Genomic DNA, 22,716 nt, shown 5'->3' on the forward strand with positions numbered 1-22,716 from the left:
AGTCCCCCGCCGCCCCGGGACCTCTCAGTGCGGCAGGCGGACGGGGGCGAGTTCACCGTGCAGCAGGGCCGTGCCGAGCGGGGTGAGGGCGTGGATGACCGAGCCCCCGTCGCGGCGGCTGCGGGCCAGGTTGGCCTCGCGCAGCGCGCTCACGTGCTCGCTGGCGGAGGGGGCGGAGACCCGTAAGCGGCGGGCCAGTTCGCCCGTGGTGGTCGGTGCGTCGAGCGCGGCGAGGATACGGGCGCGGGTGCGGCCCAGGAGGGTGGACAGCGCCTGCGGATGACAGCTGCGGGTGGCGGCCGGTGCCCAGGCGGTGGAGTGTTCCACGGGGTAGACCAGGACCGGCGGCAGCGCGGGGTCGGCGAGGGCGATGGGTCTGCCCCAGCAGAAGTGCGAGGGGATCAGCCGCAGTCCCCGCCCGCCCAGCCGCAGATCGCGGTCCTGGGGATAGTCGACGTACAGCACCGGCGGCTCCCAACGGAGCGCGGGGCGGAGGCTGTTGAGCAGGGCGTCGACCCCGCTCCGGCACAGGATGCGGGCACGGGTGCCGCGGTCGGAGTCGACCGTGGCGGCCGCCTCCGTCCAGTCGGGCGCGATCACCGCGCGGTGCACCTCCTGGAAGGCGCGGGCCAGTTCGTCGAGCGGCTCCCGGCTCCCGGCGGTCAGCGCGGCGGTCCAGCGCGGGAGCCGGTCCGGCAGTGCGGCCCGCGCGGACTCCGCCGTCAGCCGGACCGGGGCGGTGTCCCGCAGCGCCGCGAGACCGGCGGCCAGCCCGTCGCGGGCCGCGTCGGGGGTGAGGAAGTCCGGGAAGTAGCGGGCGTCGGCCGGGGCCAGCGCACTGATCAGCCGGGCCGCGCGGGTCAGCCCCCGGGCGTCCAGTTCGCTGCGGGCCCGGGCGCACCAGGCGCCGTACACCGGCACCCCGCGCCCGGCGGTCGCGACATGGTGCATGGCGAGCACCGTCTCCCAGAGCGGATCGGGTTCGGCGGCTATCTGTACCCGTGCGAGATCCCGGTCCTCGAAGTGCAGACGTAACATGCGGCCCCCGCGGCATGCTCATGACCCTGTCGCCAGGGCCCCCCGTTCGGGGCCGGGTCGAACGGCCCCGCCGCCAGACTGCCGGTGCGGAACGGAGGTGTCCAGGGCGGCCGGTGGCGCTTCGCCTGCGCGGGTGGTGAGGCCGGGGAGCGCGCGGCGCCCGCGGTCAGTCCGCGGAGGCGAGCCGCTCCGCCAGCCGCTCCAGGAACACCCGCTGCCCCGCCACCAGCCGTTCCCGTGCCGCGTGCGGCGCGAACCAGGCCACCCGGTCGATCTCCGGGAAGGTGCCGCGCACCCCGGACCCGCGCGGCCACTCCATCTCGAAGGTGCCGGGCACCACCCGCTCCGGGTCGAGATCGCTCTCGACGGCCCAGACGGTGACCACCTTGCCGCTCGCCTGCCGGGCATCGCCCAGCGGGAGGCAGTGCCCCTCCGGCGGCGGCAGCCCCAGCTCCTCCTCGAACTCCCGCCGGGCCGCGTCCCATGCCTCCTCCGGCGGTACGTACTCGCCCTTGGGCACCGACCACGCCGCCGCGTCCCGCCGCTCCCACAACGGCCCGCCCATGTGCGCCAGCAGCACCTCGACACCGGCCGGCGTGCTCCGGTACAGCAGCAGTCCGGCGCTGCGCTTCCCGGCCACGGCGGCTACGGCTCCCCGCCGTCGTGCGCGGTGAGCACCGTCTCGACGGTGTCCGCCTCGGCCGCGGTCTTGTCCTCCCGGTAGCGCACCACGCGCGCGAAGCGCAGGGTCACCCCCGCCGGGTAGCGCGTGGAGGTCTGCAGCCCGTCATAGGCGATCTCGACGACGAGTTCCGGACGCACCGTCACGACATGGCCGTCGTCCGCCACCGCGAGTTGCCGGAGCCGCTCGGTCTGCCAGCCGAGGGTGGCGTCGGTGAGGCCCTTGAAGGTCTTGCCCAGCATGACGAAGCCGCCGTCCGCCGCCCGCGCGCCGAGGTGGAGGTTGGACAGCTTCCCGGTGCGGCGGCCGTGGCCCCACTCGGCGGCCAGCACCACCAGGTCCAGGGTGTGCACGGGTTTGACCTTCAGCCAGGCGGCGCCGCGGCGGCCCGCGCTGTAGGGCGCGTCCAGCGCCTTGACCACCACGCCCTCGTGGCCCCGGCGCAGCGTCTCGGCCCAGAACTCCTCCGCGGCGGCGCGGGCGGCCGGGTCGGCCGGGTCACCGACCACCCGGCGGCGCACCCGCAGCGGTTCGGGGACCAGCCGGGCCAGCTCCGCGTGCCGCTGCTCACCGGGGAGTTCGAGCAGGTCCCGGCCGTCGACCGCGAGCAGGTCGAAGAAGACCGGGGACAGCGGCAGCGCGGCCCGCGCTGCGGAGACGTCCACCCGCGAGCCGAACCGTCCCGCGACCCGCCGGAACGGCACCGGCCGGCCCGTACCGTCCAGGGCGATGACCTCGCCGTCGAGGATGAAGCGGGTGGCCGGCAGGTCCCGGGCGACCGCGGTGACCTCGGGCAGCCGGTCGGTGACCTCGTCCAGGGTGCGGGTGTGGATGCGGACGTCCGGTCCGTCGCGGTGCACCTGGACGCGGATGCCGTCGAGCTTCTCCTCCACGGCGCAGGCGCCGAGCCGGTCGACCGCCTCGGCCACCGACGCGGCGCTGTGGGCCAGCATCGGCCCGACGGGCCGGCCGACGGTGAGCCGGAACTCCGCGAGCGCCGGCGCGCCCCCGGCGAGCAGGGCCCGCGCCACGTCCGGCAGCGATCCCGCCAGCATCACGGCCCGCCGTACGTCCGCCGGGGGCACCCCGGTCGCGGCGGCGAGCCCTTCGGCCGCGAGGGCGTCCAGCGCGCCCTGCCGTACCTCGCCGGTGAGCAGGCCGGTCAGGAACCGCTGCTCCTCCGCCGTCGCCGCGGCCAGCAGCTCCCGGACGCGGCGGCGCCGCTCGCCCTGCGCCCCGGCTCCGGAGACGCCCGCCAGGGCGGTCAGCGCGGCGTCGACGTCACGTACGGTCAGCGTGGCGGCGCCGGCGGGCGGCACCGGCTCGCGCAGCACGCTCCAGCCGACCCCGATCCGCCCCTGGGGCAGCCGTCCGGCGAGGTAGGGGATGACCACCGGGACGTCCTCCGGTGCCGCGGCCCGGAACAGCCCGGCCAGCAGCGCGGTCTTCCGCGAACGCGCCGATGTCGCGGCGACCTCCCCCGACACCTGTGCGAGTTGCGCCAGCAGCATAGGGCCATGGTGCCCCCGTGGCACGGTTCCCGCTCCCCCGAGCGGGCGGGAACCGTGCCGCGTCCCGTCCCCTCACGGGGCGAGGTACGAGTGGAAGAGGTTTTCCGGGTCCCACCGGGCCTTGATCTCCTGCAGCCGGTCCCAGGTGGCGGGGGTGTAGGAGCGCCGGGCCCGTGCGGGACCGGCCTCCAGGTCCGTCTCGGCGATGTAGTGGCCGCCGTCGTCCCGCGGGTCCGCCGCGGCCATGGCGTCCCGCAGCCAGCGGGCGTTGGCCCGGTCGTCGGCGGGGTCGTCCCAGACGGCGTAGCACACGAGGTAGGAAGCGCCGAGCGGGGCGAAGGCCATGTTCCGCAGCAGCGCGGGCTCCTGGGAGACGGGCTGGACGGGTGAGAGCACCAGGGACTTCGCGGAGGGGGCGTGGGCGACCGCGTCGGCGATCCGGGTCAGCTGGGTGGTGTGGCTCTCCGGCGACCACAGGGTGTCCGCCGCGTACCGGTGCGCGGGGGGCCAGATCGCCGCCGCGCCCTCGTGCAGCCCGGCGAACGACACCGGGGCGGGCGGCCGCCGGCTGACGGCGCACTCCCCGAAGGGGCAGTCGGCGAACGGCTCCAGCGCCTCGCGGGCCTCCCGTTCCGTCGCGGCGAACGCGGTGGCACCGACCGTGATCCGGGGCCCGCGCTCGGCACTGGCGGCCGGCGGCCCGGAGGCCGCGAGGACGAAGGCCGTCTCGACGTACGGCGGGAGGCGGCGCGCGAGCGGCTCCGCCCAGTCCGTCACCCGGGCCACATCGGCCAGCGGGAAGGTGAGGGAGGTCGTCATGACCGAGGCGGGGTGGGGGTGCAGGGCGAGGCGGAAGCCGGTGACGGCGGCGCAGAAGCCCGGTCCGGCGCCCCGCGCGGCCCAGAACAGGTCGGGGTGCTCGGTGTCGCTGCAGGTGACCGTCCGCCCGTCGGCGGTGACGGCCCGGATCTCCCGTACGTCGGCGCAGGACGCGCCCCAGGCGCGGGAGTTCCAGCCGAGGCCGCCGCTGAGCAGGAATCCGCCGACCGCCACCGTGGGGCAGTGGCCGACGGGGAAGGCGAGGTCGTGCGGGGTGAGGGCGGCGACCAGGTCCTGGCCGGTGACGGCGGGGCCCACCGTGGCGGTCGCGGGCTCGGTGCCGTGTGCGGGGGTGACGGCGGACTGCCGGAGCCCGGCGAGGTCGAGCAGCAGGCCCCCGTCGCGGAGAGGCGAGCCGGACCAGTTGTGCCCGCCGGACCGGGGCGCGACCCGCAGTCCCCGGGCACGGGCCCAGGCGACGGTGTGCACCACGTCCGCCTCCGTGGCGGCCCGCGCCAGGAACGCGGGGAACCGCCGGGGTGTGACCTCGTTCCACACCGCGCCGGTCCGGGCGTCCTCGTAGCCGGGGCCGTCCCGCCGGATCAGCGTGCCCTCGGCGTCCGCCGCCGCTCCCGGTGCCCGTGGGCGCATCACGGCCTCCTCAGAAGATCTGACCGGTGATCAGGCCGAAGACACCGATGAACACCGCGTAGCAGAACACCACCAGGGCGATCCCCAGCACCTGCACCCGGCGGGTGCGGACCCGGGCGGGCACCAGCCAGAAGGCGAGCAGCCGGTTCACCGTGGGCATCAGCAGCCAGGTCAGGGCGCTGACGCTGAGCACGTTGGAGAGGAACAGGCCGATGTACTCGCGGATGTCGAGCTTCTCCAGGCCGTATCCGACGGTGAGGTTGAGCACCATCACCGTGGGATAGAGCGCCAGCAGAACGGCCATCGCCTGTTTCCAGTTGGGCGGGGCGCTCCGGTCCTCGCCGTGGTCGAACCGGAACCAGCCGCTGAACGAGGAGCCGACCTTGCGCACGTCATAGGAGGTGAAGTACTTGCTCCCCTCCTCCAACAGCTTTGTGCGGACGTCGGAGGCGAGCCAGTCGTCGAGGTACGCCCGGGACTCGAACCGGAAGACGACGACCCAGTTGTTCTGCACACCCGCCACCGGCTCGAAGAGTTCGGAGCCCATGAAGCCGGGTGCCTTCTCCTGCTCCCGGAGCGTCTTCTCCTGCCAGTTCAGGAATCCCTGTTCACAGCCCGGTTTGACCTCGTGGGAGATCACGGCCGTGACCACCTCGGGAGCCAGTTGCCGGGCGGGGCTGCCACCCTGGAGCACTTCCTGCGCGGGAGACCCCTCGAACAGTCCGTGCGCCTCGTCCAGCAACTCGTGGCGTACGTCCGAATCCAGCCAGGCGGTCAGGTAATCCATGGCGGAAAAGCGGAATACGGTCACCCATTCATTGGGTTCACCGGCGCCGGGCGGATATACCTCGGCGCCCACGAAACCCTCGAATTCACGGGCTGCCTGATTCGTTCTTTCCTGCCAGCGCTGGTACTCGTCGGCCCGGCCCTCGTGCACCTTCTGCGAGGTCACGACGGTGGCGTTGACGGCCGTGGAGCCACGGCTTGCACGGGCACTCACATCGAGTAGCCTAGTACATAAGGGAATTACGGGGCAAATTGGGCATCTTTATCCATCCGTTCCGCAGAGGAATCCATGCCGATCGGAGAGTCCGTGATGGAAGACAAAGAACTCCTCGCAGAGGCCGTACGGCTGGCCACGGAATCCGTGGAGAACGGCTGGGGCGGCCCGTTCGGCGCGGTGATCACGCGCAACGGGGACATCGTCGCCCGTGGACAAAACCGCGTTCTGCTGACCGGCGACCCCACCGCGCACGCCGAGGTGGAGACGATCCGGAAGGCCATCCAGGTCCTCAACCCCGAGGCTCCGTCCATCGCCGTGGAGCACCAGAACGAGAGCACGCTGGAGTACGTCCCCCGGCCCGAGGGGTCACCGGACCCGGTGGCGGAGCGCGCCCGGATGCTCCAGGGATGTTCGATCTACATCAGCGGCGCGCCCTGCCCGATGTGCATGAGCGCCATCTACTGGTCGCGGATCGACGCGGTGTACTACAGCTGCGACCTTGCGGACACCGCGCGGATCGGCTTCGACGACACGTTCCAGTACGAGGACTTCCAGCGGCCCCTCGACGAGCGGCGGATCAAGATCGCACAGATCTACCCCGAGCTGGGCGCCACCGCCTACGCGGCATGGAGCAACCGGCCCGACAAGCACCCGTACTGACGGAGCATCACCGGCCGCCGCGCGCACCGCGGGCGGACCGGTGACCGTCGTGCGGCGGGCCGCCGCCCCGCCCGGCGCCCGAGCCGTCCGGACCCGAAGCGCTCCGGGCGGCTCACTCGTACATCACGTACTCCGGCTGCGGACGGAGGGCCAGCACCTCCTTCGGCGTCATGAGGCGGCTGCCCTCGGCGTCCTCCTCGTAGAAGAGCTTGAAACCGGTGTGCAGGCCGTCGGGCAGGTCGTCGACCAGCTCGTGCCAGGTGCCGCGCTTGAGGCCGGGCGAGCCGATGCCGTCGGCGCTCTTGATCAGCGCCACCCCTGGCTGCGGGCGCAGCGCCGACTGCTTGCCCACGACGGACGTGGCGACCTGGTGGAAGACCAGCGGCTTCTCGGGCAGGTCGTGCTTCTCGACCAGCCCGGACAGATAGCGGGCGACCTCGGTCAGTTCATGGCCGTCGGTGTGCCCGTAGGTGTCGCCCGGCACCTCGTCGGGGCCCATCTCCCACTCCGGGTCGAGGGCGATGCCCACGTCCGGGTGCACGAGCCAGTCGCGCAGCGCCCTGACCTCGTCGAGCACCGAGGCCCGGCCCGGCTGGATGTTCAGCAGCAGCAGCCCGCGGCGCTCGCGCGCCACCCGGTGGAAGCGGCGGATGGTGGCGGCGGGCGTCCGTGAGCGGTAGGTGCCGTCCTCACCCGCCGAGGAGTTGGCGACCGTCGCCAGGAGTTCGAGCACCGGCAGCGGCTCCCGTCCCGCGGCGTAGGAGTGCGCCACCTTCTCCGCTTCGGCGGCCCGTTTCGCGGGGTCGCCGGTCCCGAGCCGGCCGAGCGCCGCGGCGCCGGGCAGACCGCAGAACCCGACCAGCCGGTGGTGCGGGAACAGTTCCCGTCCGCCCCGCGGGAGTTCGGGACGGCGCCGCTTCTTCGGGCGGCCGGCGGACGCGGAGCCGGACGGGCCCGGGCTGCCGGTCCCGGCCGAAGCGGAGTCCCCCGGCTTGCCGGGCGGGGAGGCCCGGGACGCGGAACCGGCCCCCGAGGACGTGCCCCCGCAGGCCGTGAGCAGGCCCAGTCCGGCCGCCGTCGTGGCCGCGAGCAGCTGACGCCGGCTCGCCTGCGCCGGGGGTGCGGGTTTCGCGGGACGGCTGCCCGCCACCCCGGCCCCGGATATCTCCGCGTCGGTTCGCGCTGCCACCTGGTCCGCCACACTGCCTCCGTCCCCCGGCGGCCGGCTGCTGGCCGGGCACCGGTTGTTGAGCGGACCGGTCCGCTCCGGTCCGTGCAGTGCGCATCTCCAGCCCCTCCGCGGCAAAACCCGCGGTGGTCACGATCAAGCCAGGTTGATCCAGGGGGTTTGGGGCGTCCGCTCCCCGTCCTGTCGCCCGGACCGGGCAGCGGCCCTGCCGGACGCCGCGGCCGCGGGCCGGTCCGCGTAGCGTGAGGGGGTGAGCAGGCCCCGACGCCCCGAAGCCCTGGACGGCTCCCCGGACGCCGTCCGGCGCCGCACCCCCGTCCGCCGGCTGTGGTACGCCGCCTACGGCTCCAACATGCATCTCGACCGGCTGACCGCCTACCTGGAAGGCGGCCGGCCGCCCGATGGGCTGCGCGACCACCCGGGCTGCCGGGATGCCCGCGCCCCCGCGCGTACGGCCCCGGTCATGCTGCCGGGCCGGCTCTACTTCGCCACCGAGTCAGAGGTGTGGACCGGCGGCCGGGCCTTCTACGACCCCGACGCGGCACCGGACGCCCGCCCGGGGAGCGGTGAACTGCCTTCCTGCGCCTACCTTCTGACGCTCTCCCAGTTCTCCGACATCGCCGCTCAGGAGATGCACCGGGAGCCCGGCGAGGACCTCGATCTGACGGAGGCCCTCACCCGCGGCCGGTCCCGGCTGGGCCCCGGGCGGTACGAGACGCTGGTGTGCGCCGGACTGCTCGACGGCTTCCCGGTACTGACCTTCACCGCCCCGTGGAGCAGCGCGGACGTCCCCGGGAACCCGCCGTCCGCGGCATATCTGCGGCATATCGGGGCCGGCATCGTCGCCTGCCACGGGTGGAGCGCCGGTCAGGCCGCCGCCTATCTCGCCGGCTGTCCGGGGGCCGACGGCCACTGGACGGCGGCGGAGATCGCGGCGCTGCTCACCGGCCCGTCCTGAGGTGCCGGTGAGCGCCCGGCGCGCCGTACGGGCGCGTACCGGCGGCCGCCGTGACCGCCGGGCACACTGGGGCCCTCCGGCCGGTGCCGGCCGGCCCGATGACTTCGGCGAGGTCCGCGATGAGAAAGATCATTCTGTCGTTGTCGCTGTCCGTTGACGGCTTCTTCGAGGGCCCGGACCGCGAGATCGACTGGCATCTGGTCGACGACGAGCTGCACCAGTACTTCAACGACTGGCTCCGGACGGCGGGCGCCTTCCTGACCGGACGGGTCAGCCATGAGCTGATGGCCGGATTCTGGCCCACCGCGGACGCCGACCCCGCGTGCAACCGGACGATGGCCGAGTTCGCCGGGATCTGGCGGGACATGCCCAAGTACGTGTTCTCCCGGACCCTGGAGGACGCCGGCGGCTATCACTCCACCCTCGAGCGGGAGGTCGTCCCCGAGGAGATCATGGCGCTCAAGGCGCAGCCGGGCGGCGATCTGGTGCTCGGCGGCCCCGACCTCGCCGAGACCTTCCGGCAGCACGATCTGATCGACGAGTACCGCCTCTTCGTCCATCCGGTCCTCATCGGCCGGGGCAGGCCCCTGTTCCGGACGGCGGACACCAGGACCGCCCTGGAACTCGCCGGGACCCGGACCTTCGGCAACGGCGTCGTCCTGCTCCACTACCGGCGCCCCGGGGCCGCCACCGCGGGGTGAGGACCCGGGGCGCCGCTCCCCCGGCTCACGGGGCGGGCGGCTCCGGCGCTCCGGGCAGACCGAGCAGGGCGGGCAGACCGGCGAAGGAGTCGAGGACGTGGTCCGGGGTGCCGGTGGCCGCGCGATAGGTCTCCGGCAGATACTTGCCGGTCCTGACGAGCACCCCGGTCAGCCCGTGGCGCTGGGCCGCCAGCACATCCGACTCGATGTCGTCGCCCACCATCAGCGTGTCCGACGCCGCGACGCCCAGGTGTGCCAGGGCGGTGGCGAAGAACGCCCCGGCGGGTTTGCCGGTGACCACCGCCGCGACCCCGGCGGCGCGCTCCAGGCCCGGCAGGAAGGCCCCGGTGTCGAGGTCGAGCCCGTCCGCCGTGCGCCAGTACAGATTGCGGTGCATGGCGACCAGCCGGGCGCCGCGCTGGAGATGGCGGAAGGCGGTGTTCAGCGTCCGGTAGCCGAACTCCTCGCCCGCACCGCCGAAGACCACCACGTCCGGCGCCTCCCGGCCCGCCGCGCCGGCCTCCTCCCCGACGAGCCGCACGCCCGCCAGGTCCGGCCGGACCTCGCCGCTGTTGATCAGCAGACAGCGCGCGTCCGGATGGTGTGCGCGCAGGTAGGCGGCGGTGGCGGCGGGCGCGGTCAGGATGTCCTCGACGCCGACGGGGAACCCCTCACCGGCCAGCCGCCCGGCGACCGCCTCACGGGTCCGCGAGGTGGTGTTGGTGACCAGCAGCAGCGGGACGCCGGCCGCGCGCAGCCGCTCCATGGCGGCGACCGTGCCGGGCAGCGCCTTCCAGGACACGGTGAGCACCCCGTCGATATCGATCAGAACCGCTCCGATTCCCTTCATACGCCGACGGTAACCACGGCCGGCCGTGGCCGGGCGGAGGGCCGGGCCCCGCCCGCGGTCCGACTTGCGGAGTCACCGGGGATGGGGTTACTTCGGAAGGGAGGTGTGAACGCAGCTTCCGTCTCCCCTGGCTAGGGGGTGCACCCTGTGGTGTTCACTGACCGCGCGGACGCGGGGCACCGCCTCGCCGAGTCGCTACGGCACCTGGAGGGGGAGGACCCCGTCGTGCTGGGCCTGCCCCGTGGCGGGGTACCGGTCGCGTTCCAGGTGGCGCGGGCGCTCAAGGCGCCGCTCGATGTGATCGTGGTCCGCAAGCTGGGCGTCCCCTACCAGCGTGAGCTGGGGTTCGGCGCCATCGGCGAGGGCGGCGTGCGGGTGATCAGCGATGACATCGTCCGCCGGGGCCGCCTCGGACAGGAGGATCTGGCCTCCGTGGAGCATGCCGAGGCGGCGGAACTCTCCCGTCAGGCCGAGCGCTTCCGCGCCGGGCGGCCACGGCTCTCCCTGGAAGGCCGCACGGCGATCGTGGTGGACGACGGGATCGCCACCGGCGCCACCGCGGCGGCCGCGTGCCAGGTCGTACGGGCACAGGGCGCGGCCCGGGTGGTGCTCGCCGTCCCCGTGGCGCCTCCGGACGCGGCCGAGCGGCTGCGCACCACGACCGACGAATTCGTCTGTCTCTCCACCCCGTTCGCCTTCTCGGCCGTCGGCGAGTGGTACCAGGACTTCTCCCAGACCCCCGACGACGAGGTGGTCTCGCTGCTGGCACAGGCCGCGGCGGACCCCGGCCCGGAGGAGCCCGCGCCGGACCCGGCGGCCGCGGCGGACCGGGACGTCGAGGAGGCGGTGGCGATCGACGCCGCCGGGGTGCGGCTGACCGGGGACCTCTTGCTGCCGGCGGGCGCCGGGGCGGTGGTGATGTTCGCGCACGGCTCGGGCAGCAGCCGCCACAGCCCCCGCAACCGGCTGGTCGCCACGGCGCTCAACGAGGCGGGTCTGGGCACCCTGCTCTTCGACCTGCTCACCCCGGCCGAGGAGGCCCACCGGTCGAACGTCTTCGACATCGCCACCCTCGCCGAGCGGCTGACGGACGCCACCGGCTGGCTGCGCGGCCGCACCCCCGTACCGATCGGCTACTTCGGCGCGAGCACCGGCGCCGCGGCGGCGCTGCGGGCCGCCGCGGCACCCGGCGCGGACGTCGGTGCCGTCGTCTCCCGCGGCGGCCGCCCCGACCTCGCCGAACCGCTGCTGCACGCGGTACGGGCGCCGACGCTGCTCATCGTGGGCGGCAACGACACCCTGGTCCTCGACCTCAACCAGCAGGCCGAGGCGGCGATGCGCTGCGAGACCCGCCTCGACGTCGTTCCCGGGGCGACCCATCTCTTCGAGGAGCACGGCGCACTCCAGCAGGTCGCCGACCTCGCCCGGGACTGGTTCGCCGGCCATTTGGTGAAGGAGGCGTAGCGGGCCCCGCGCACGCTGCGGCCGCCGACGAGGCCCTTGGCCGACGACCGTCAACGCCCTTCTCTTCGAGGGCGACCCGGTCAGTCGATGGTGATCTCGCCCATCTTGCTCCAGCCGTCCGCACCCTCGATGGTGGTGCTCACAATGTCGGGGGTGCGGCGCAGCAGCGGGCGCATCCGCTCGATCCCGGCGCGGAAGTGGTCGGAATTGACATGCGCTTCGGCGGCGTCGTCCTTGAATGCCTCGACCAGGACATAGGTGTTCGGGTCCTCGATACTGCGGGACCATTCGAACCACAGGTTGCCGGGCTCGGCGCGGGTGGCTTCGGTGAAGGACGCCACCTGCCGGGGCCACTCCTCGGCGTGTTCGGGCTTTACGGGAAACTTGACGACGATAAAGATCATCCGTCGATTCTAGATCACCGGTCACCCGGCACGGCGAACCCCTCAGCCGGGTACGTCGGCGTCGACCTCGGCCTCTTTGGGGCGGGACAGGGATTTGACGAGCACCACCCCGAGCACGATCAGCGCCACACCCAGCCACACCGGCCCGGCTCCGGCGACGAGCACGGCGATGCCCACCGGGGTCAGATAGCCCGCCAGCGGAATGAGCATGCTGCTCAGCGGGGGTTCGGGCGGGCCCGGCAGGTTCTTCTCCCGCAGGGAACGGGCCCGTACGACGTCCGGGTACCACTCGGTGAACTGCAAGGCCGCGATGATGGCCGCGATTTGGATGATCCAGCCGGTCCACGCGTTATCGGGATTGTGCAGCACGAGATCGCCAATGGCGCCCGCGATCGCCGCCACCGCGAATGCGGCGCCCCACGCGGCCGTGATGTAGTAATTGGTCCGCAGGAACCGGGGATCGCTCCAGACCTCGCGGGGCACCCGTTCCCGGGCGTATTGCAGGGTAAAGGGCACCCGGAACGCCATGGACCCGAGGGCGATCGCCATCAGCGCGATACTCGCGACCTCCCCCGCATAGGTCTCCAGCCAGCGGTGTGTGCCCGGAGAGGCGAAAATGCCGATGACCGCCAACGCCGCGAAGAACACCACATCGGCGACCTCCAGAATTTTGAAGGAGGTCCCGGGATGGCGTACGCGGCCGATGATGACGAGCAGGACGGCGAGGGCCAGGGCTATTCCCACGGCCAGTTCGAAGCGGCCCCGCCCGACAATGACCGACATCGCGATCCATGGCGACATTCCGATGACGGGGCTGTCGAGGAAGTGCGACAACCGGTCGCCGTCGGCGGTGTCCGTCCGGCCGTGTGCCATGGCAACAGCCCCTCCTGGGAGGCGAAACTCCCTTCCACGCTAGACCGCCGTCCGGACTCCCTCTACTCGGGCGCCGCCGCACGCGGTACCAGGCGGGCCCGGGCCGTCCGGGGTGCGGTAGGGGGTGTCTCCGGGGCGGGTCGGGGAGAACCCTGACGCCCTCGCGGCGCGCCTCCGCGAAGCTGTGCGACATGAGCCTTTCTCCCTTGTCCCGCAGGGCGGTTGTGGGGGCCGCCCTGTCCGGAGCGGTGGTCGCCGCGACGGCGGGCCCGGCCCGCGCGGTGCCCCGCGCCGCGTCCCGTCCGGCCGCGGTCCCGTCACCGGGCGGCGGTCCCGCCCGTCGGGTGCCGTCCGCCGCCGTCCCCGTCCCTCCGCTGCAGGTGCCCGCGCTGCGGGCCGCCCTCGCCGATCTGGAGCACCCCGAGCTGATCGCCGCCCAGCTGCGGGTGAGCGGCTCGGCCGGGCGGTGGTACGGCACCGCGGGCGTCGCCGACCGGGTCACCGACCGCGCCGTCCAGGAGCAGGACACCTTCCGGATCGGCAGCATCACCAAGGTCTTCGTGGCGACGGTGGTGCTGCAGCTCGCCGCCGAGCGGCGGCTGTCACCGGAGACGCCGGTGCAGCGTCTGCTGCCCGGTCTGCTGCCGGCGAGGTTCCCGCCGATCACGGTGTCACAGCTGCTGAACCACACCAGCGGACTCCCCGACGAGCAGCCCCCGCCCTACGACCCGTCCTCCCCGGAGGCCATCGCCCGGCACCGCTACGACCGGTGGACACCCGAGCAGCTGGTGGCGCAGGTGTCGCACGGCCCCATGAAGTTCACCCCCGGCACCAAGCAGCAGTACCGGGGCATGAATTACGTCCTGCTGGCGCTGCTGATAGAGCGGCTGACGGGGCGCCGCTACGGCGAGGTGATCAGCCGCCGCCTCCTGCGCCCGCTGGGCCTGCGGCACACCCGCGTGCCCGGCGACGACCCACGCGTCCACGGTCCCCATGTCCACGGATATCTGCGGATGACGGACGGATCGCTGCTGGACATCACCGAGTTCCATCCGTCGGTCTCCTGGGGAGAGGGCGAGATGATCTCCCACACCGGCGACCTGGACCGCTTCCTCACCGCCCTGTTCTCGGGCGAGCTGCTGCCGCCGCGGGAGCTGGCGCGGATGTTCACCCTGCCGCCGGACGAGGTGCGCATGGTGGACGGCGGCCCGGCGCGCTATGCCGCGGGCCTGCAGACCTTCACGGTGAACGGCCTCACCCTGTGGGGCAAGACCGGGGAACGGTACGGCTATTCCTCGGCCATGTTCGCCACCCGTGACCAACAGCGGCGCATCGTGCTGTCGTTCACCCCGACGCGGCGCGATGCCACCCAGTCGCAGGTGTCCCAGCGCATAGTGGAGGCGGCGACCAAGGCGTAGGGCACGTCCGCGGGCCCGGGCCCACTACCCGCTGTGGGCTCCGCGCGTCCGCTCGAGCACGGACGCGGGGAGCCCACAGAAACCCCATCGGCGAGGTCCGGTCACAGCCTTCGTTCAGGACTGGGGCCGCTTGCCGTGGTTGGCACCGTTCTTGCGACGGGCCTTCTTCTTACGACGGCGCTTCGATGACATACGTCTCCTTCCTCAGTGACTCAGCGATGCTTTTCGCCGAATTTCTACCACTTCTCAACGGTATCTCGCCCGGCGATCACGAGGCCGCGTACCCGGGGCCGTGGACTCCCACCCCACACCGCTGTGTGAATCACCCCACGGAGGTGCCCTCCGCCCGGTCCGCGACAGCGGCGTCACAGATCGGCCTCCTCGCCGAGGTACAGCGCGGCGAACGCCTTCGCCGCGGACGCGGACCCCAGCAGCCGCCGCAGCCGGGCGCGGGCCGTACCGGCCTGGAAGCGGTCGCCGGAGGAGGCGCCGTGCAGCACGTCCGACAGCCACTGCGAGAACTCCAGGTACTGCCAGACCCGCCGCAGACAGGACTCCGAGTAGCCGGCCAGGCCGCTGTCGTCGTCGGCCTGGTAGTGCGCGATCAGCGCGTCACCGAGCAGCAGCGCGTCATTGATCGCGAGGTTCATGCCCTTCGCGGCGATCGGCGCGATCAGATGCGCCGCGTCACCCGCCAGGTAGAGGCGGCCGCGCGCCATCGGCTCCACCACGTAGTTGTGCATGTCCAGGACCACCTTCTCGATCACCGGTCCCTCGGTCAGCGGCCGGGCGCCGTCGGCCGCGAGGCGGTGGTGCAGTTCGTCCCACACCCGGGTGTGCGACCAGTCCCGGGCGTCGTCACCGGGCGGTACCTGGAGGTAGTAGCGGGTGACCTGGGGGCTGCGGGCCATCTGGGCACCAAAACCGCGCTCGTGGATGCCGAAGACCACACCGTCCGCGGACGGCGGCGCCTCGGCGAGGAGAGCGAGCCAGGCGACGCCGTGGTCATGGCGGGTGAGGACCGCCCCGCCGTCGGTGACGGCCGTCCGGCTCACCCCGCGGGCCCCGTCGCAGCCCGCGACGAAGTCGCACTCGACCCGGTGCCGGGCGCCGCTCACCGGGTCGGTGTACGACACCGCGGGACGGTCGCCGTCGAGGTCGTGCAGCGCCACGTCCCGTACCCCGAAGCGGACCTCGCCGTTCGCCCCGTCCACGTACGAGGCGACGAGGTCGGTGACCAACAGCGGCTGCGGATAGACGAAGTGGCGGCGTCCCGACAGCTCGCCGGTCCGCATCGTGTGCCGCTCGCCGTCGAACCGGAACTCGAACTCGCCCTGTGTGGCGGCCCGTTCGAGCAGCCGGTCGGCCAGCCCGTGCCGGGCCAGCGCGCGCACCGCCCACTCCTCCAGGAACCCGGCGCGCGGCCGCTGCTCGATGAACTCCCTGCTCTCCGTTTCCAGCAGCACACAGTCGACACCGGCGGTGCGCAGCAGGTTCGCCACGATGAGCCCGGCGGGGCCGGCGCCGACGATGACGACGCGGGTGCGCGTGACGGGGAGAGGGGCGGTGGAGGACACGTCGCGAGTTTCCCTTCGGGGACGAGGAAAGATCGCAGGCAGTATGGCGGTTGCCCCGGGCGGGCGGACCGGCGCCCCGGCGCCGGCGGATCACACAGGCGCGAGGTGGCCCGGCGCCCGTGCGGGGGCGCCGGGCCACCGGCCGGAGCTGCGCGGATCGGGCTATGCGCTGCCCGTGAGACTGGCGAACACCACCACGTTGTCGGGGTAGTAGTGCTTGCCCTCGTCGTACTCACCACCGCAGGTGATCAGACGGAGTCCCGCATGGTCGAGGTTCTTGTACACCTCGACCGTGGGGAACTTGTTCTTCGCGTACTGGGCGACGCGGTCCACGGTGAACTTCGCCGTCTTGCCGTCCTGCCGGTCCACCTCGATGGTGTCGCCGCGCTTCATCGACGACAGTTTGTGGAACACCGACGGGGTGCCGTTCCAGGAGACATGACCGGCGATCACCGCCGGTCCCTGGGAGCCGGGCGTCGGCCCCGGCCGGTACCAGCCCGCCTTGTCGGGGTCCCGGGGCGTCTGCATGGTCCCGTTCTTCTTCTGTCCCAGCGTCTCCAGCGTGGAGGAGACCTGGAGCGACGGGATGGAGAGCCGCTGCGGGGCCGACTTCGGCATGCTGGCGGCGGCCTTGCTCCCGGAACCACCGCCCGGCGCCTGGGCGTCGGGCTGCCCGCCGCCGTCCGGCTGCCGGCCCGCGGGGAGCGACCGGGGCGGCGCGGCGTCCTGCCCGCCGCATCCGGCGAGGAGCACGGCCGACAGGGCCGTGGCGAGGGCGTAGCCGGTGGCGCGGTGGCCCCGGCGGCGTACGGTGCTCATGGTGTCCTCGCTCCGGCGGCTCACGCGGCGGCCCCGTTGTCCCCGGCGTTCGCGGCCGCGAGCCCGCTCTTGCGGCGCCGCGCGAAGGCCAGCGCACCGGCCGCCGCCACGAGGGCACCCCCGCCGGCGCCCAGCACCGCGGCCGGCACCCCGCTCTCCTCGGCGGGCCCGGTGCCGGTCTCGACACCGCCGACCGGGATGGAGCCCACCGCGGCGCCCAGGACCTCACCGCAGTTGGTCGGTGCGGTGGCCTCCTGGGGGAGCTTGGGGTCGAGTTCGCTCTTGCCGGCCCCCTCGAAGTCGTACTTCTTGTTGTCGTTGCGGTCGATGCCGTGCTGCACGATGTGCAGGTCCTTGATGTGGTCGACCACGTCCTGGGAGACGGCGAGGGTGCGCTCGTACTGGAGCTTGCCCTGCGCGTTGGCCACCGGCATGCGGTCGACGGCGAGACCGCTCTTCATGTCCGTGGGCCCCTTGGTGGTGAGCGAGATGTTGATGTCGCCGTAGTCGACCGTGGCTTCGGTGTTGTTGAGGACGCCGTCGCCGTTCGTGTCGTCGCTGGCGTCCGGGCAGTGGAAGTCATGGCCGTCGGTCGAACCGTGGAGATGCTGGGCGGAGGGCTGTCCGGGGACGAGTCCCTCGGACTCGATCTTCACGGTCAGCCGGTTGCCCTGGAGGCTGAGCATCGCCGTGCCCTTGGAACCGGAGTCGTTCAGCTGCGCCAGGTTGATCTGGAACGCTCCGGTGCCCTGGGCGACGGCCTGGGACGAGGCGCCTGCGGTGAGGGCCAGGGCGGCGGGCAGGGTGACGAGTACGGCGAGGCGGCGGGTGCGCTTGGCTATCACGATCGTTCCTTTTCCGGCGGCCTCCACGGAGGAGGGGGGACCGCACGTCGTCCGGGTTCGACAGCAACACCTCGGCGAGGTGTCGACCGTGATTCGGAGCCGCAACGCCCGCGGATGGGTGGCGGATTGAAAAATTTTCCGACGACCTCCCCCGGACCCCGCGCCCGCTCCCCCGCACCCGAGTTCGCCCACGTCAGACGTACGACCGCAGCCCCTGTCCTTCGACGGCCAGGACGGCCCGGTCCTCGGGCCGGTACGGGCGCCGCCCCGCACCGCCGGGCGAGTCGGTCGGCGGGCGCGAACTCCGTCGGCACGGCATCGCCGTTGCAGTACCGGTGCAGCGTCGACACGCTCAGGTGCACCTGCCCGGCGAGGGCACCGTAGCTGCGCCCCGAGCGCTCCTTCAGCCGGCGCAGCAGCCGCGCGAACTCCGCGGTTTCCGTCCCCACCCTGCTCCCCTGTTCGCTCCGCCGTTCCAGGACAGCGTTCCAGGGGGTGGCCATTTCCCCAGGTCAACGGCTGTGCCAGCGTTCCGGCTTCTCTCATTCTCCCGGATTCGTTGGCATCCGGGCGGACACCCCGCAGGCTGTGGAGCAGCACCACGAGACGGGAGATGCCATGCGAACCCGCTGGTGCACCAGCGATGTCGTAGCCATCGCCGTGCTGATCATCTGTGCCGCGGTCATAGGTCTTCTGATCAACCGCCACTGAGAACCAGAAACCCACCTGCTAGGAGAAGTCAGATCACCATGCGCACCATCCGATCCCGCACCGCAGCCGCCGCCGTCGCCGTCGTTCTCGCGGGCCTGTCCCTGACCGCCTGCGACGGTGACACCGAGGCGGCGTCCGGCGCCCCGTCCTCGGCGGGGTCGGGTTCCGACACCACGGGCGGATCGGGCGGCGAGAACGGCACGTCCGGCGCCTCCGGCACGTCCGGCAAGGGAGAGGGGTCCGGCTCCGGGCAGGGCTCCTCCGGCGGCAAGGGCGGCTCCTCCGGGAAGACGGGCGGCACCGGGAAGGGCGGCGGCACCGCGAACAGCGCGTCGGACGCCTGCACCGGAGACAACGTCAAGACCACGGTCAGCAAGGTCACGCGCCCGCTCAACCACGTGCTCATCAAGATCACCAACAGCGGGTCGCAGGCCTGCAACGCCTACGGCGCACCCCTCCTGGGCTTCGACGGCGACCAGGCGGCGACCCGGATCATCGAGGACAGCAAGCCGCAGTCCGTCCTGAGCGTCGCCCCGGGCAGCTCCGCCTACGCCTCGGTCGCGCTCACCGGCGAGCCCGGCGAGAGCACCGGTGGCACCGTCAAGCAGCTCACGGTGCACTTCGCACCGCGGAGCGGCTCCGGTTCGGTGGGCTCCCCCGCGAAGCTCGCCCTGCCCGCGGGCACCCACAAGGACGACAACGCCTCCGTCACCTACTGGCAGAGCTCGGCGTCGGACGCGCTGACCTACTGACGCGCCGACCAGCCGTCGGCCGGTCAGCGGTGAGCGGCCAGCGGTCAGCCAGCGGCCCCCGGCGAACGGTCATTGATCCGTTGTTGATCCATGACCGTTCGCCGACTGATGCCGGGCTGCTCCATGGCTCATCCAGGACCGCCCCGTTCCCGGCGTCTCCGTCAGCGGAGTTGACGGGCGATCTCGCGGGAGTAGGCGGAGACCCGGGTGTAGACGCCGGGCGTGGGGGTGGCGGTGTCGCCCTGGAGCAGCCAGCTGACGATCCCGATCAGCTTGCCGCCGGCGACCAGCGGGCCACCGCTGTCGCCTTCGGCGTGATGGGCACCGGCGACCGGATCGTTGGCGCAGACGTGCATTTTCGGGTCGAAGTCGCCCCAGGGGCTGAGCCGTTGACAGGTCCGGTCGGGGAGTACCCGCAGATCCGCCGCCCGCAGCGCGTTCGCCTGGCGGTCCTCGTAGTCCAGCAGGCCCCAGCCGTGGACCTGGGCGCGCGTGCCGGGGCGGTACGGACCGGTGTCGGCGGCGGTGGCCACCGGCAGCGGGGTGTAGCGCGCCGGCATCGGCTTGTCGAGGGTGAGGACGGCGACGTCGTTCTCCAGGTGGCGGCCGAAGCGCGGATGAATCCAGGCCTTGGTCACCTTGCGCATGCGGCCGTCGTGGCGGCGCAGGTCGGTACGGCCCGCGACCACCCCCAGATCGGTGGCGGCCTCGTCCACCACGCAGTGGGCGGCGGTGACGACCTTCGTCGGCCGGACCAGGGTGCCGCCGCAGAACTGTCCCGAGCGCGGGTAGCCGTCGGTCTGCCGCCAGAGATTGAGGGTGACTGCCCAAGGGGCCGCCGCCGTAGTGGTCCTGTGGCCGCCGACGACGGCCTGGGCGGGGTGGGCCGGCAGCACCGCGAGTCCGCCGGCGATGAGCGCCAGGAGACCTGCCAGGGCCGGCCACCGGGTGTACCTGTGTCGTGTCATCCGGAAACTCCCTCCCTGCCCGGCTATCCGGCGATCCGGCTCTGGAGCAGCGCGTAGTAGGAGGCCGTCTTCACCGCGACGCCCGGGTAGAGGCGGCTGGTGCAGCTGCCGCCGCCGCTGATGACGCCGACGAGCCGCCCCTTGACCACGACCGGTCCCCCGCTGTCCCCGGAACAGGCGCTGACTCCGCCCGCCGGGTAACCGACGCACATCGTGAAGGACTTGCGGTATCGGCGGGTGCCGTACGCCGTGACGCACTGCTCGTCGCCCCGGTTGGGTATCAGCGCGGTCTGCAGCGGCGGCACCGTGGTGTCGTCCTCGCGGCCCGTCGTGGAGCCCCATCCCAGGACCCTGTTGGGCGTGCCCTCCTCGTACAGCTTCTGCTGCGCCGGGGTGGCGAGCGGCAGCGTGCGGTACGGCATGGGGGCGTTGAGGGTGAGGACGGCGAGGTCGTGGGCGTAGGTCGCGCCGTTCCCCTCGGTGTCGGCCTTGGGGTGAATCCAGAGCTTCGACACCTTGCGCACGGTGCCCTTACGGGTGTCCCTCAGGTCCTCCCGTCCGCCCACCACACGCACCCTGTCGACGGTGGTCGGGCTGACGCAGTGGGACGCGGTCAGCACCTTGCGCGGCGCGACCAGTGTGCCCGCGCACTCCGGCTCCTTGACGTCCTGCGACGTCAGCGCCACGGTCCAGGGGTACTTCCCGATCTCGGCACGGTCTCCGCCGACGACCGCTGCGGCGGGCGGGGCGCCCTGCACCACCAGCGCCGCACCCGCCAACACCGCTCCCGCCAGGGCGCCCCGGCCTCTTCGCCTCGCTTTGCCCATCAGTCCTCCAGTGGCGATCGAACAAAGTCGTCCAGGGAGAGGCCGGGGACACCGGCGCGGTTGCCTTGCCCACCCGGGCGCCCGTATATGGCCGGCATGCGCCAGGCCCCCTTGACGCGCCACGAGCGACAGCCGGCGCCGGCGCGCAGGACATGCGGCGGACCGGCCCCTTGGCCGCCAGGACCGGGAAGAGACGATCAGGAAGACACGACCGCGTCGAGGGTCTCGGCGAGTTCGACGGGCGTGGACAGCATGGGCCAGTGCCCGGTGGGCAGGGCGAAGTGCCGCCACGGGGGCTGGTTGAGGAAGGCCAGCGCCGGCGTCCCGGCGTCCAGCAGGGCCTTGGCATCGCGGCAGGCGACCACCACACGGTCGACTCCGGGACCGGGCTCGACGGGGCGGGTCAGCCGCTGGGCGAAGGTGGCGAACGGCTGGGGCGTGGCCCGGGTGCGCAGGAGGCCGAGCTGCTCCTCGTCGAGCCCTTCGAGGGTGCTCATGGCGCCGAGCAGCTCGAAGGGCGGCAAGGGCAGCCGCCATCCGTCCCCGCGCTCGGCGACGAGCGTGTGCAGGCGGTCCACCACGTCGTCCGGCATGACGTCGAGCAGGCAGGTGCCCTCGGCGAAGGGTGCGCTGTCGACGTGGACCAGGCGTTCCAGTCGTGCGCCGAGACGGCCGGCGGCGCCGGTGACCGGGACCGCCGCGTAGCTGTGCGCCACGAGGGTCACCTCGCGCAGGTCCTGCTCCTCGACGAACGCGGTGATGTCGTCGATATGCGTGTCCAGGCCCACCTCCGGGGTGGCGAGGGCGGACCGTTCGCCCAGGCCCGTCAGCGTCACCGGCAGCACCGTGTGCCCACACTCGCGCAGCGCCTGGGCGGTGGCCTCCCAAGCCCAGGCTCCGAGCCAGGCGCCGGGGACGAGTACGAAGGTAGCCATGCGGTTTCTCCTTGGATTCAGGGGGTTGCCGCGAGAGTAGGCTTCATACAGGACAGTTTCCGCCCTGAAATGCCGAGTGATCCATGTCATATCCCCTGACGCGTGTGCTGGCCCTGCTGGAGCTCCTCCAGACACACCCGGGACTGACCGGGGCACAGCTGGCGGACCGCCTGGGGACCGATGTGCGCACGGTGCGGCGGTACGCGGCCCGGCTGCGCGAGCTGGGCATCCCGGTGGAATCGGTCCGCGGCCGCTTCGGTGGCTACCGGCTGGCCCGCGGCTACCGGATGCCACCGCTGATGCTCACCAACGAAGAGGCCCTCGTGGTCGTGCTGGGCCTGCTCGCCGGGGAGCGCCTGGGCATGAGCACCACCGCCCCGGCCGGCGCCGGCGCCCTCGCCAAGATCGAACGAGTGCTGCCGGACCCGCTGCGCGCACCGCTGGCCGCCATGCGGGACACCTTGTCCTTCACCGCCGCCACCGTGCTCGCGCAGACCCCCGAGGCGGGCGTCCTGCTGACCCTGGCGCAGGCCTGCCACTCCGGTCACACCGTCGGCCTGCGCTACCGCTCCTGGCACCAGGAACACACCGAGCGCGAGGTCGACCCGTACGGGGTGGTCTTCCACTCCGGCTGCTGGTACCTCGTCGGCCACGACCATCTCCGTGACGGCCTGCGCACCTTTCGCATCGACCGGATCGCGTCCGCCACGACCGGCGCGGCCACCTTCACCGCCCCCGACGACTTCGACCCGGTGGCCCACCTCACCGCGTCCCTGGCCCGGACACCCGCGCCGTGGCAGGTCGAGGTGCTGATCGAAGGCCCCATGGAGGACGTCGCACGCCGGCTGCCCCGTACGATCGCCACCCTCACGGACACCCCCACCGGCGTACTGATGCGCGCGCAGGCCGCACAACTGGACAGCGTGGCCTGCCTGCTCGCCTCCCTGGAATGGCCCTTCACCGTTCACCGCCCCGACGCACTGCGCCAAGCGCTCAGGGACCTGGCCCAACAGCTCACGGCCGCCGCCGATCGCCCCTCCGGGGACACGTCCAAGTAGCCA

24 protein-coding genes are annotated in these 22,716 nt (G+C 72.8%); 7 read left to right on the plus strand and 17 right to left on the minus strand.

The genetic code is table 11. The features are described 5' to 3' along the window. Positions 1-24: 24 nt before the first annotated feature. The 5 genes from ACWC9R_RS24080 to ACWC9R_RS24100 all read right to left on the minus strand — a co-directional run bounded on the left by ACWC9R_RS24080 (position 25) and on the right by ACWC9R_RS24100 (position 5,701). Entirely contained in the window at positions 25-1,038 is a 1,014-nt protein-coding gene (locus ACWC9R_RS24080) for a winged helix-turn-helix domain-containing protein (protein ID WP_450734396.1), read from the minus strand. Positions 1,039-1,204: 166 nt separating this feature from the next. Continuing rightward, complete coding sequence (locus ACWC9R_RS24085) at positions 1,205-1,678, minus strand: NUDIX domain-containing protein (protein WP_450734398.1); 474 nt, start codon at positions 1,676-1,678, stop codon at positions 1,205-1,207. 5 nt (positions 1,679-1,683) lie between these two features. Further along, positions 1,684-3,231: an ATP-dependent DNA ligase gene (locus ACWC9R_RS24090; protein ID WP_450734400.1), complete on the minus strand. Its 1,548-nt coding sequence runs from the start codon at positions 3,229-3,231 to the stop codon at positions 1,684-1,686. 72 nt (positions 3,232-3,303) lie between these two features. Then, on the minus strand, positions 3,304-4,701 hold the full coding sequence (locus ACWC9R_RS24095; RefSeq protein WP_450734402.1) for an FAD-binding oxidoreductase: 1,398 nt from the start codon (positions 4,699-4,701) through the stop codon (positions 3,304-3,306). 10 nt (positions 4,702-4,711) lie between these two features. After that, the gene (locus ACWC9R_RS24100; RefSeq protein WP_450734404.1) at positions 4,712-5,701 is read right to left on the minus strand and encodes an antibiotic biosynthesis monooxygenase; all 990 of its coding nucleotides are present in this window, start codon (positions 5,699-5,701) and stop codon (positions 4,712-4,714) included. Positions 5,702-5,776: 75 nt separating this feature from the next. Here ACWC9R_RS24100 and ACWC9R_RS24105 point away from each other — a divergent pair, with 75 nt between their 5' ends. Continuing rightward, positions 5,777-6,364: a nucleoside deaminase gene (locus tag ACWC9R_RS24105; protein WP_450734405.1), complete on the plus strand. Its 588-nt coding sequence runs from the start codon at positions 5,777-5,779 to the stop codon at positions 6,362-6,364. A gap of 112 nt (positions 6,365-6,476) precedes the next feature. Here the strand turns inward: ACWC9R_RS24105 and ACWC9R_RS24110 are convergent, their stop codons facing one another. Further along, positions 6,477-7,553, minus strand: a complete 1,077-nt coding sequence (locus ACWC9R_RS24110; protein WP_450734406.1) for a hypothetical protein — start codon at positions 7,551-7,553, stop codon at positions 6,477-6,479. A 250-nt stretch (positions 7,554-7,803) separates the two neighbouring features. Between ACWC9R_RS24110 and ACWC9R_RS24115 the strand changes: the two genes are divergently transcribed. Both ACWC9R_RS24115 and ACWC9R_RS24120 read left to right on the plus strand, forming a co-directional pair. Then, on the plus strand, positions 7,804-8,511 hold the full coding sequence (locus tag ACWC9R_RS24115; protein ID WP_450734407.1) for a histone deacetylase: 708 nt from the start codon (positions 7,804-7,806) through the stop codon (positions 8,509-8,511). 119 nt (positions 8,512-8,630) lie between these two features. After that, positions 8,631-9,212, plus strand: a complete 582-nt coding sequence (locus ACWC9R_RS24120; protein ID WP_450734409.1) for a dihydrofolate reductase family protein — start codon at positions 8,631-8,633, stop codon at positions 9,210-9,212. Positions 9,213-9,237: 25 nt separating this feature from the next. Here ACWC9R_RS24120 and ACWC9R_RS24125 read toward each other — a convergent pair whose 3' ends face one another. Further along, positions 9,238-10,062 (minus strand): HAD-IIA family hydrolase, encoded by an 825-nt coding sequence (locus ACWC9R_RS24125; RefSeq protein ID WP_450734411.1) that lies wholly within the window; start codon positions 10,060-10,062, stop codon positions 9,238-9,240. A gap of 147 nt (positions 10,063-10,209) precedes the next feature. Here ACWC9R_RS24125 and ACWC9R_RS24130 point away from each other — a divergent pair, with 147 nt between their 5' ends. Next, positions 10,210-11,526: a phosphoribosyltransferase family protein gene (locus ACWC9R_RS24130; RefSeq protein WP_450734413.1), complete on the plus strand. Its 1,317-nt coding sequence runs from the start codon at positions 10,210-10,212 to the stop codon at positions 11,524-11,526. A gap of 80 nt (positions 11,527-11,606) precedes the next feature. Here ACWC9R_RS24130 and ACWC9R_RS24135 read toward each other — a convergent pair whose 3' ends face one another. After that, entirely contained in the window at positions 11,607-11,930 is a 324-nt protein-coding gene (locus tag ACWC9R_RS24135) for a putative quinol monooxygenase (protein ID WP_450734415.1), read from the minus strand. Positions 11,931-11,972: 42 nt separating this feature from the next. Continuing rightward, positions 11,973-12,803 carry a hypothetical protein gene (locus ACWC9R_RS24140; RefSeq protein ID WP_450734416.1) on the minus strand — a complete coding sequence of 277 codons (831 nt, stop codon included), beginning with the start codon at positions 12,801-12,803 and terminating at the stop codon, positions 11,973-11,975. Between the two features lie 191 nt (positions 12,804-12,994). Between ACWC9R_RS24140 and ACWC9R_RS24145 the strand changes: the two genes are divergently transcribed. Next, positions 12,995-14,221, plus strand: coding sequence for a serine hydrolase (locus ACWC9R_RS24145; RefSeq protein ID WP_450734418.1), 1,227 nt, complete (start codon positions 12,995-12,997; stop codon positions 14,219-14,221). Between the two features lie 114 nt (positions 14,222-14,335). On the opposite strand, the gene ACWC9R_RS24150 is transcribed toward ACWC9R_RS24145, so the two are convergent. From ACWC9R_RS24150 to ACWC9R_RS24170, 5 genes are all read right to left on the minus strand, one after another. Continuing rightward, complete coding sequence (locus tag ACWC9R_RS24150) at positions 14,336-14,413, minus strand: 50S ribosomal protein bL37 (protein WP_370454205.1); 78 nt, start codon at positions 14,411-14,413, stop codon at positions 14,336-14,338. Positions 14,414-14,586: 173 nt separating this feature from the next. Then, entirely contained in the window at positions 14,587-15,798 is a 1,212-nt protein-coding gene (locus ACWC9R_RS24155) for a 4-hydroxybenzoate 3-monooxygenase (RefSeq protein WP_450734420.1), read from the minus strand. Between the two features lie 162 nt (positions 15,799-15,960). Next, positions 15,961-16,617 carry a class F sortase gene (locus ACWC9R_RS24160; protein ID WP_450734421.1) on the minus strand — a complete coding sequence of 219 codons (657 nt, stop codon included), beginning with the start codon at positions 16,615-16,617 and terminating at the stop codon, positions 15,961-15,963. Between the two features lie 20 nt (positions 16,618-16,637). Continuing rightward, positions 16,638-17,462 (minus strand): hypothetical protein, encoded by an 825-nt coding sequence (locus tag ACWC9R_RS24165; RefSeq protein WP_450734422.1) that lies wholly within the window; start codon positions 17,460-17,462, stop codon positions 16,638-16,640. Continuing rightward, complete coding sequence (locus ACWC9R_RS24170) at positions 17,459-17,965, minus strand: helix-turn-helix domain-containing protein (protein WP_450734423.1); 507 nt, start codon at positions 17,963-17,965, stop codon at positions 17,459-17,461. Before ACWC9R_RS24170 ends, ACWC9R_RS24165 begins: the two co-directional genes overlap by 4 nt. Positions 17,966-18,211: 246 nt before the next feature. Between ACWC9R_RS24170 and ACWC9R_RS24175 the strand changes: the two genes are divergently transcribed. Further along, the gene (locus tag ACWC9R_RS24175) at positions 18,212-18,925 is read left to right on the plus strand and encodes a DUF4232 domain-containing protein (protein ID WP_450734424.1); all 714 of its coding nucleotides are present in this window, start codon (positions 18,212-18,214) and stop codon (positions 18,923-18,925) included. Positions 18,926-19,086: 161 nt separating this feature from the next. Here ACWC9R_RS24175 and ACWC9R_RS24180 read toward each other — a convergent pair whose 3' ends face one another. From ACWC9R_RS24180 to ACWC9R_RS24190, 3 genes are all read right to left on the minus strand, one after another. Then, complete coding sequence (locus tag ACWC9R_RS24180) at positions 19,087-19,893, minus strand: S1 family peptidase (protein WP_450734426.1); 807 nt, start codon at positions 19,891-19,893, stop codon at positions 19,087-19,089. 23 nt (positions 19,894-19,916) lie between these two features. After that, positions 19,917-20,720, minus strand: a complete 804-nt coding sequence (locus ACWC9R_RS24185) for a S1 family peptidase (RefSeq protein ID WP_450734428.1) — start codon at positions 20,718-20,720, stop codon at positions 19,917-19,919. Between the two features lie 197 nt (positions 20,721-20,917). After that, a complete protein-coding gene (locus tag ACWC9R_RS24190; protein ID WP_450734430.1) occupies positions 20,918-21,655 on the minus strand; it encodes an alpha/beta fold hydrolase in 738 nt (245 codons plus the stop codon). Between the two features lie 83 nt (positions 21,656-21,738). On the opposite strand from ACWC9R_RS24190, the gene ACWC9R_RS24195 reads away from it, so the two are divergent. After that, positions 21,739-22,713 (plus strand): helix-turn-helix transcriptional regulator, encoded by a 975-nt coding sequence (locus tag ACWC9R_RS24195; RefSeq protein WP_450734432.1) that lies wholly within the window; start codon positions 21,739-21,741, stop codon positions 22,711-22,713. Positions 22,714-22,716 lie beyond the last annotated feature (3 nt).

It is taken from the genome of Streptomyces sp. NPDC001219, from assembly GCF_053597915.1.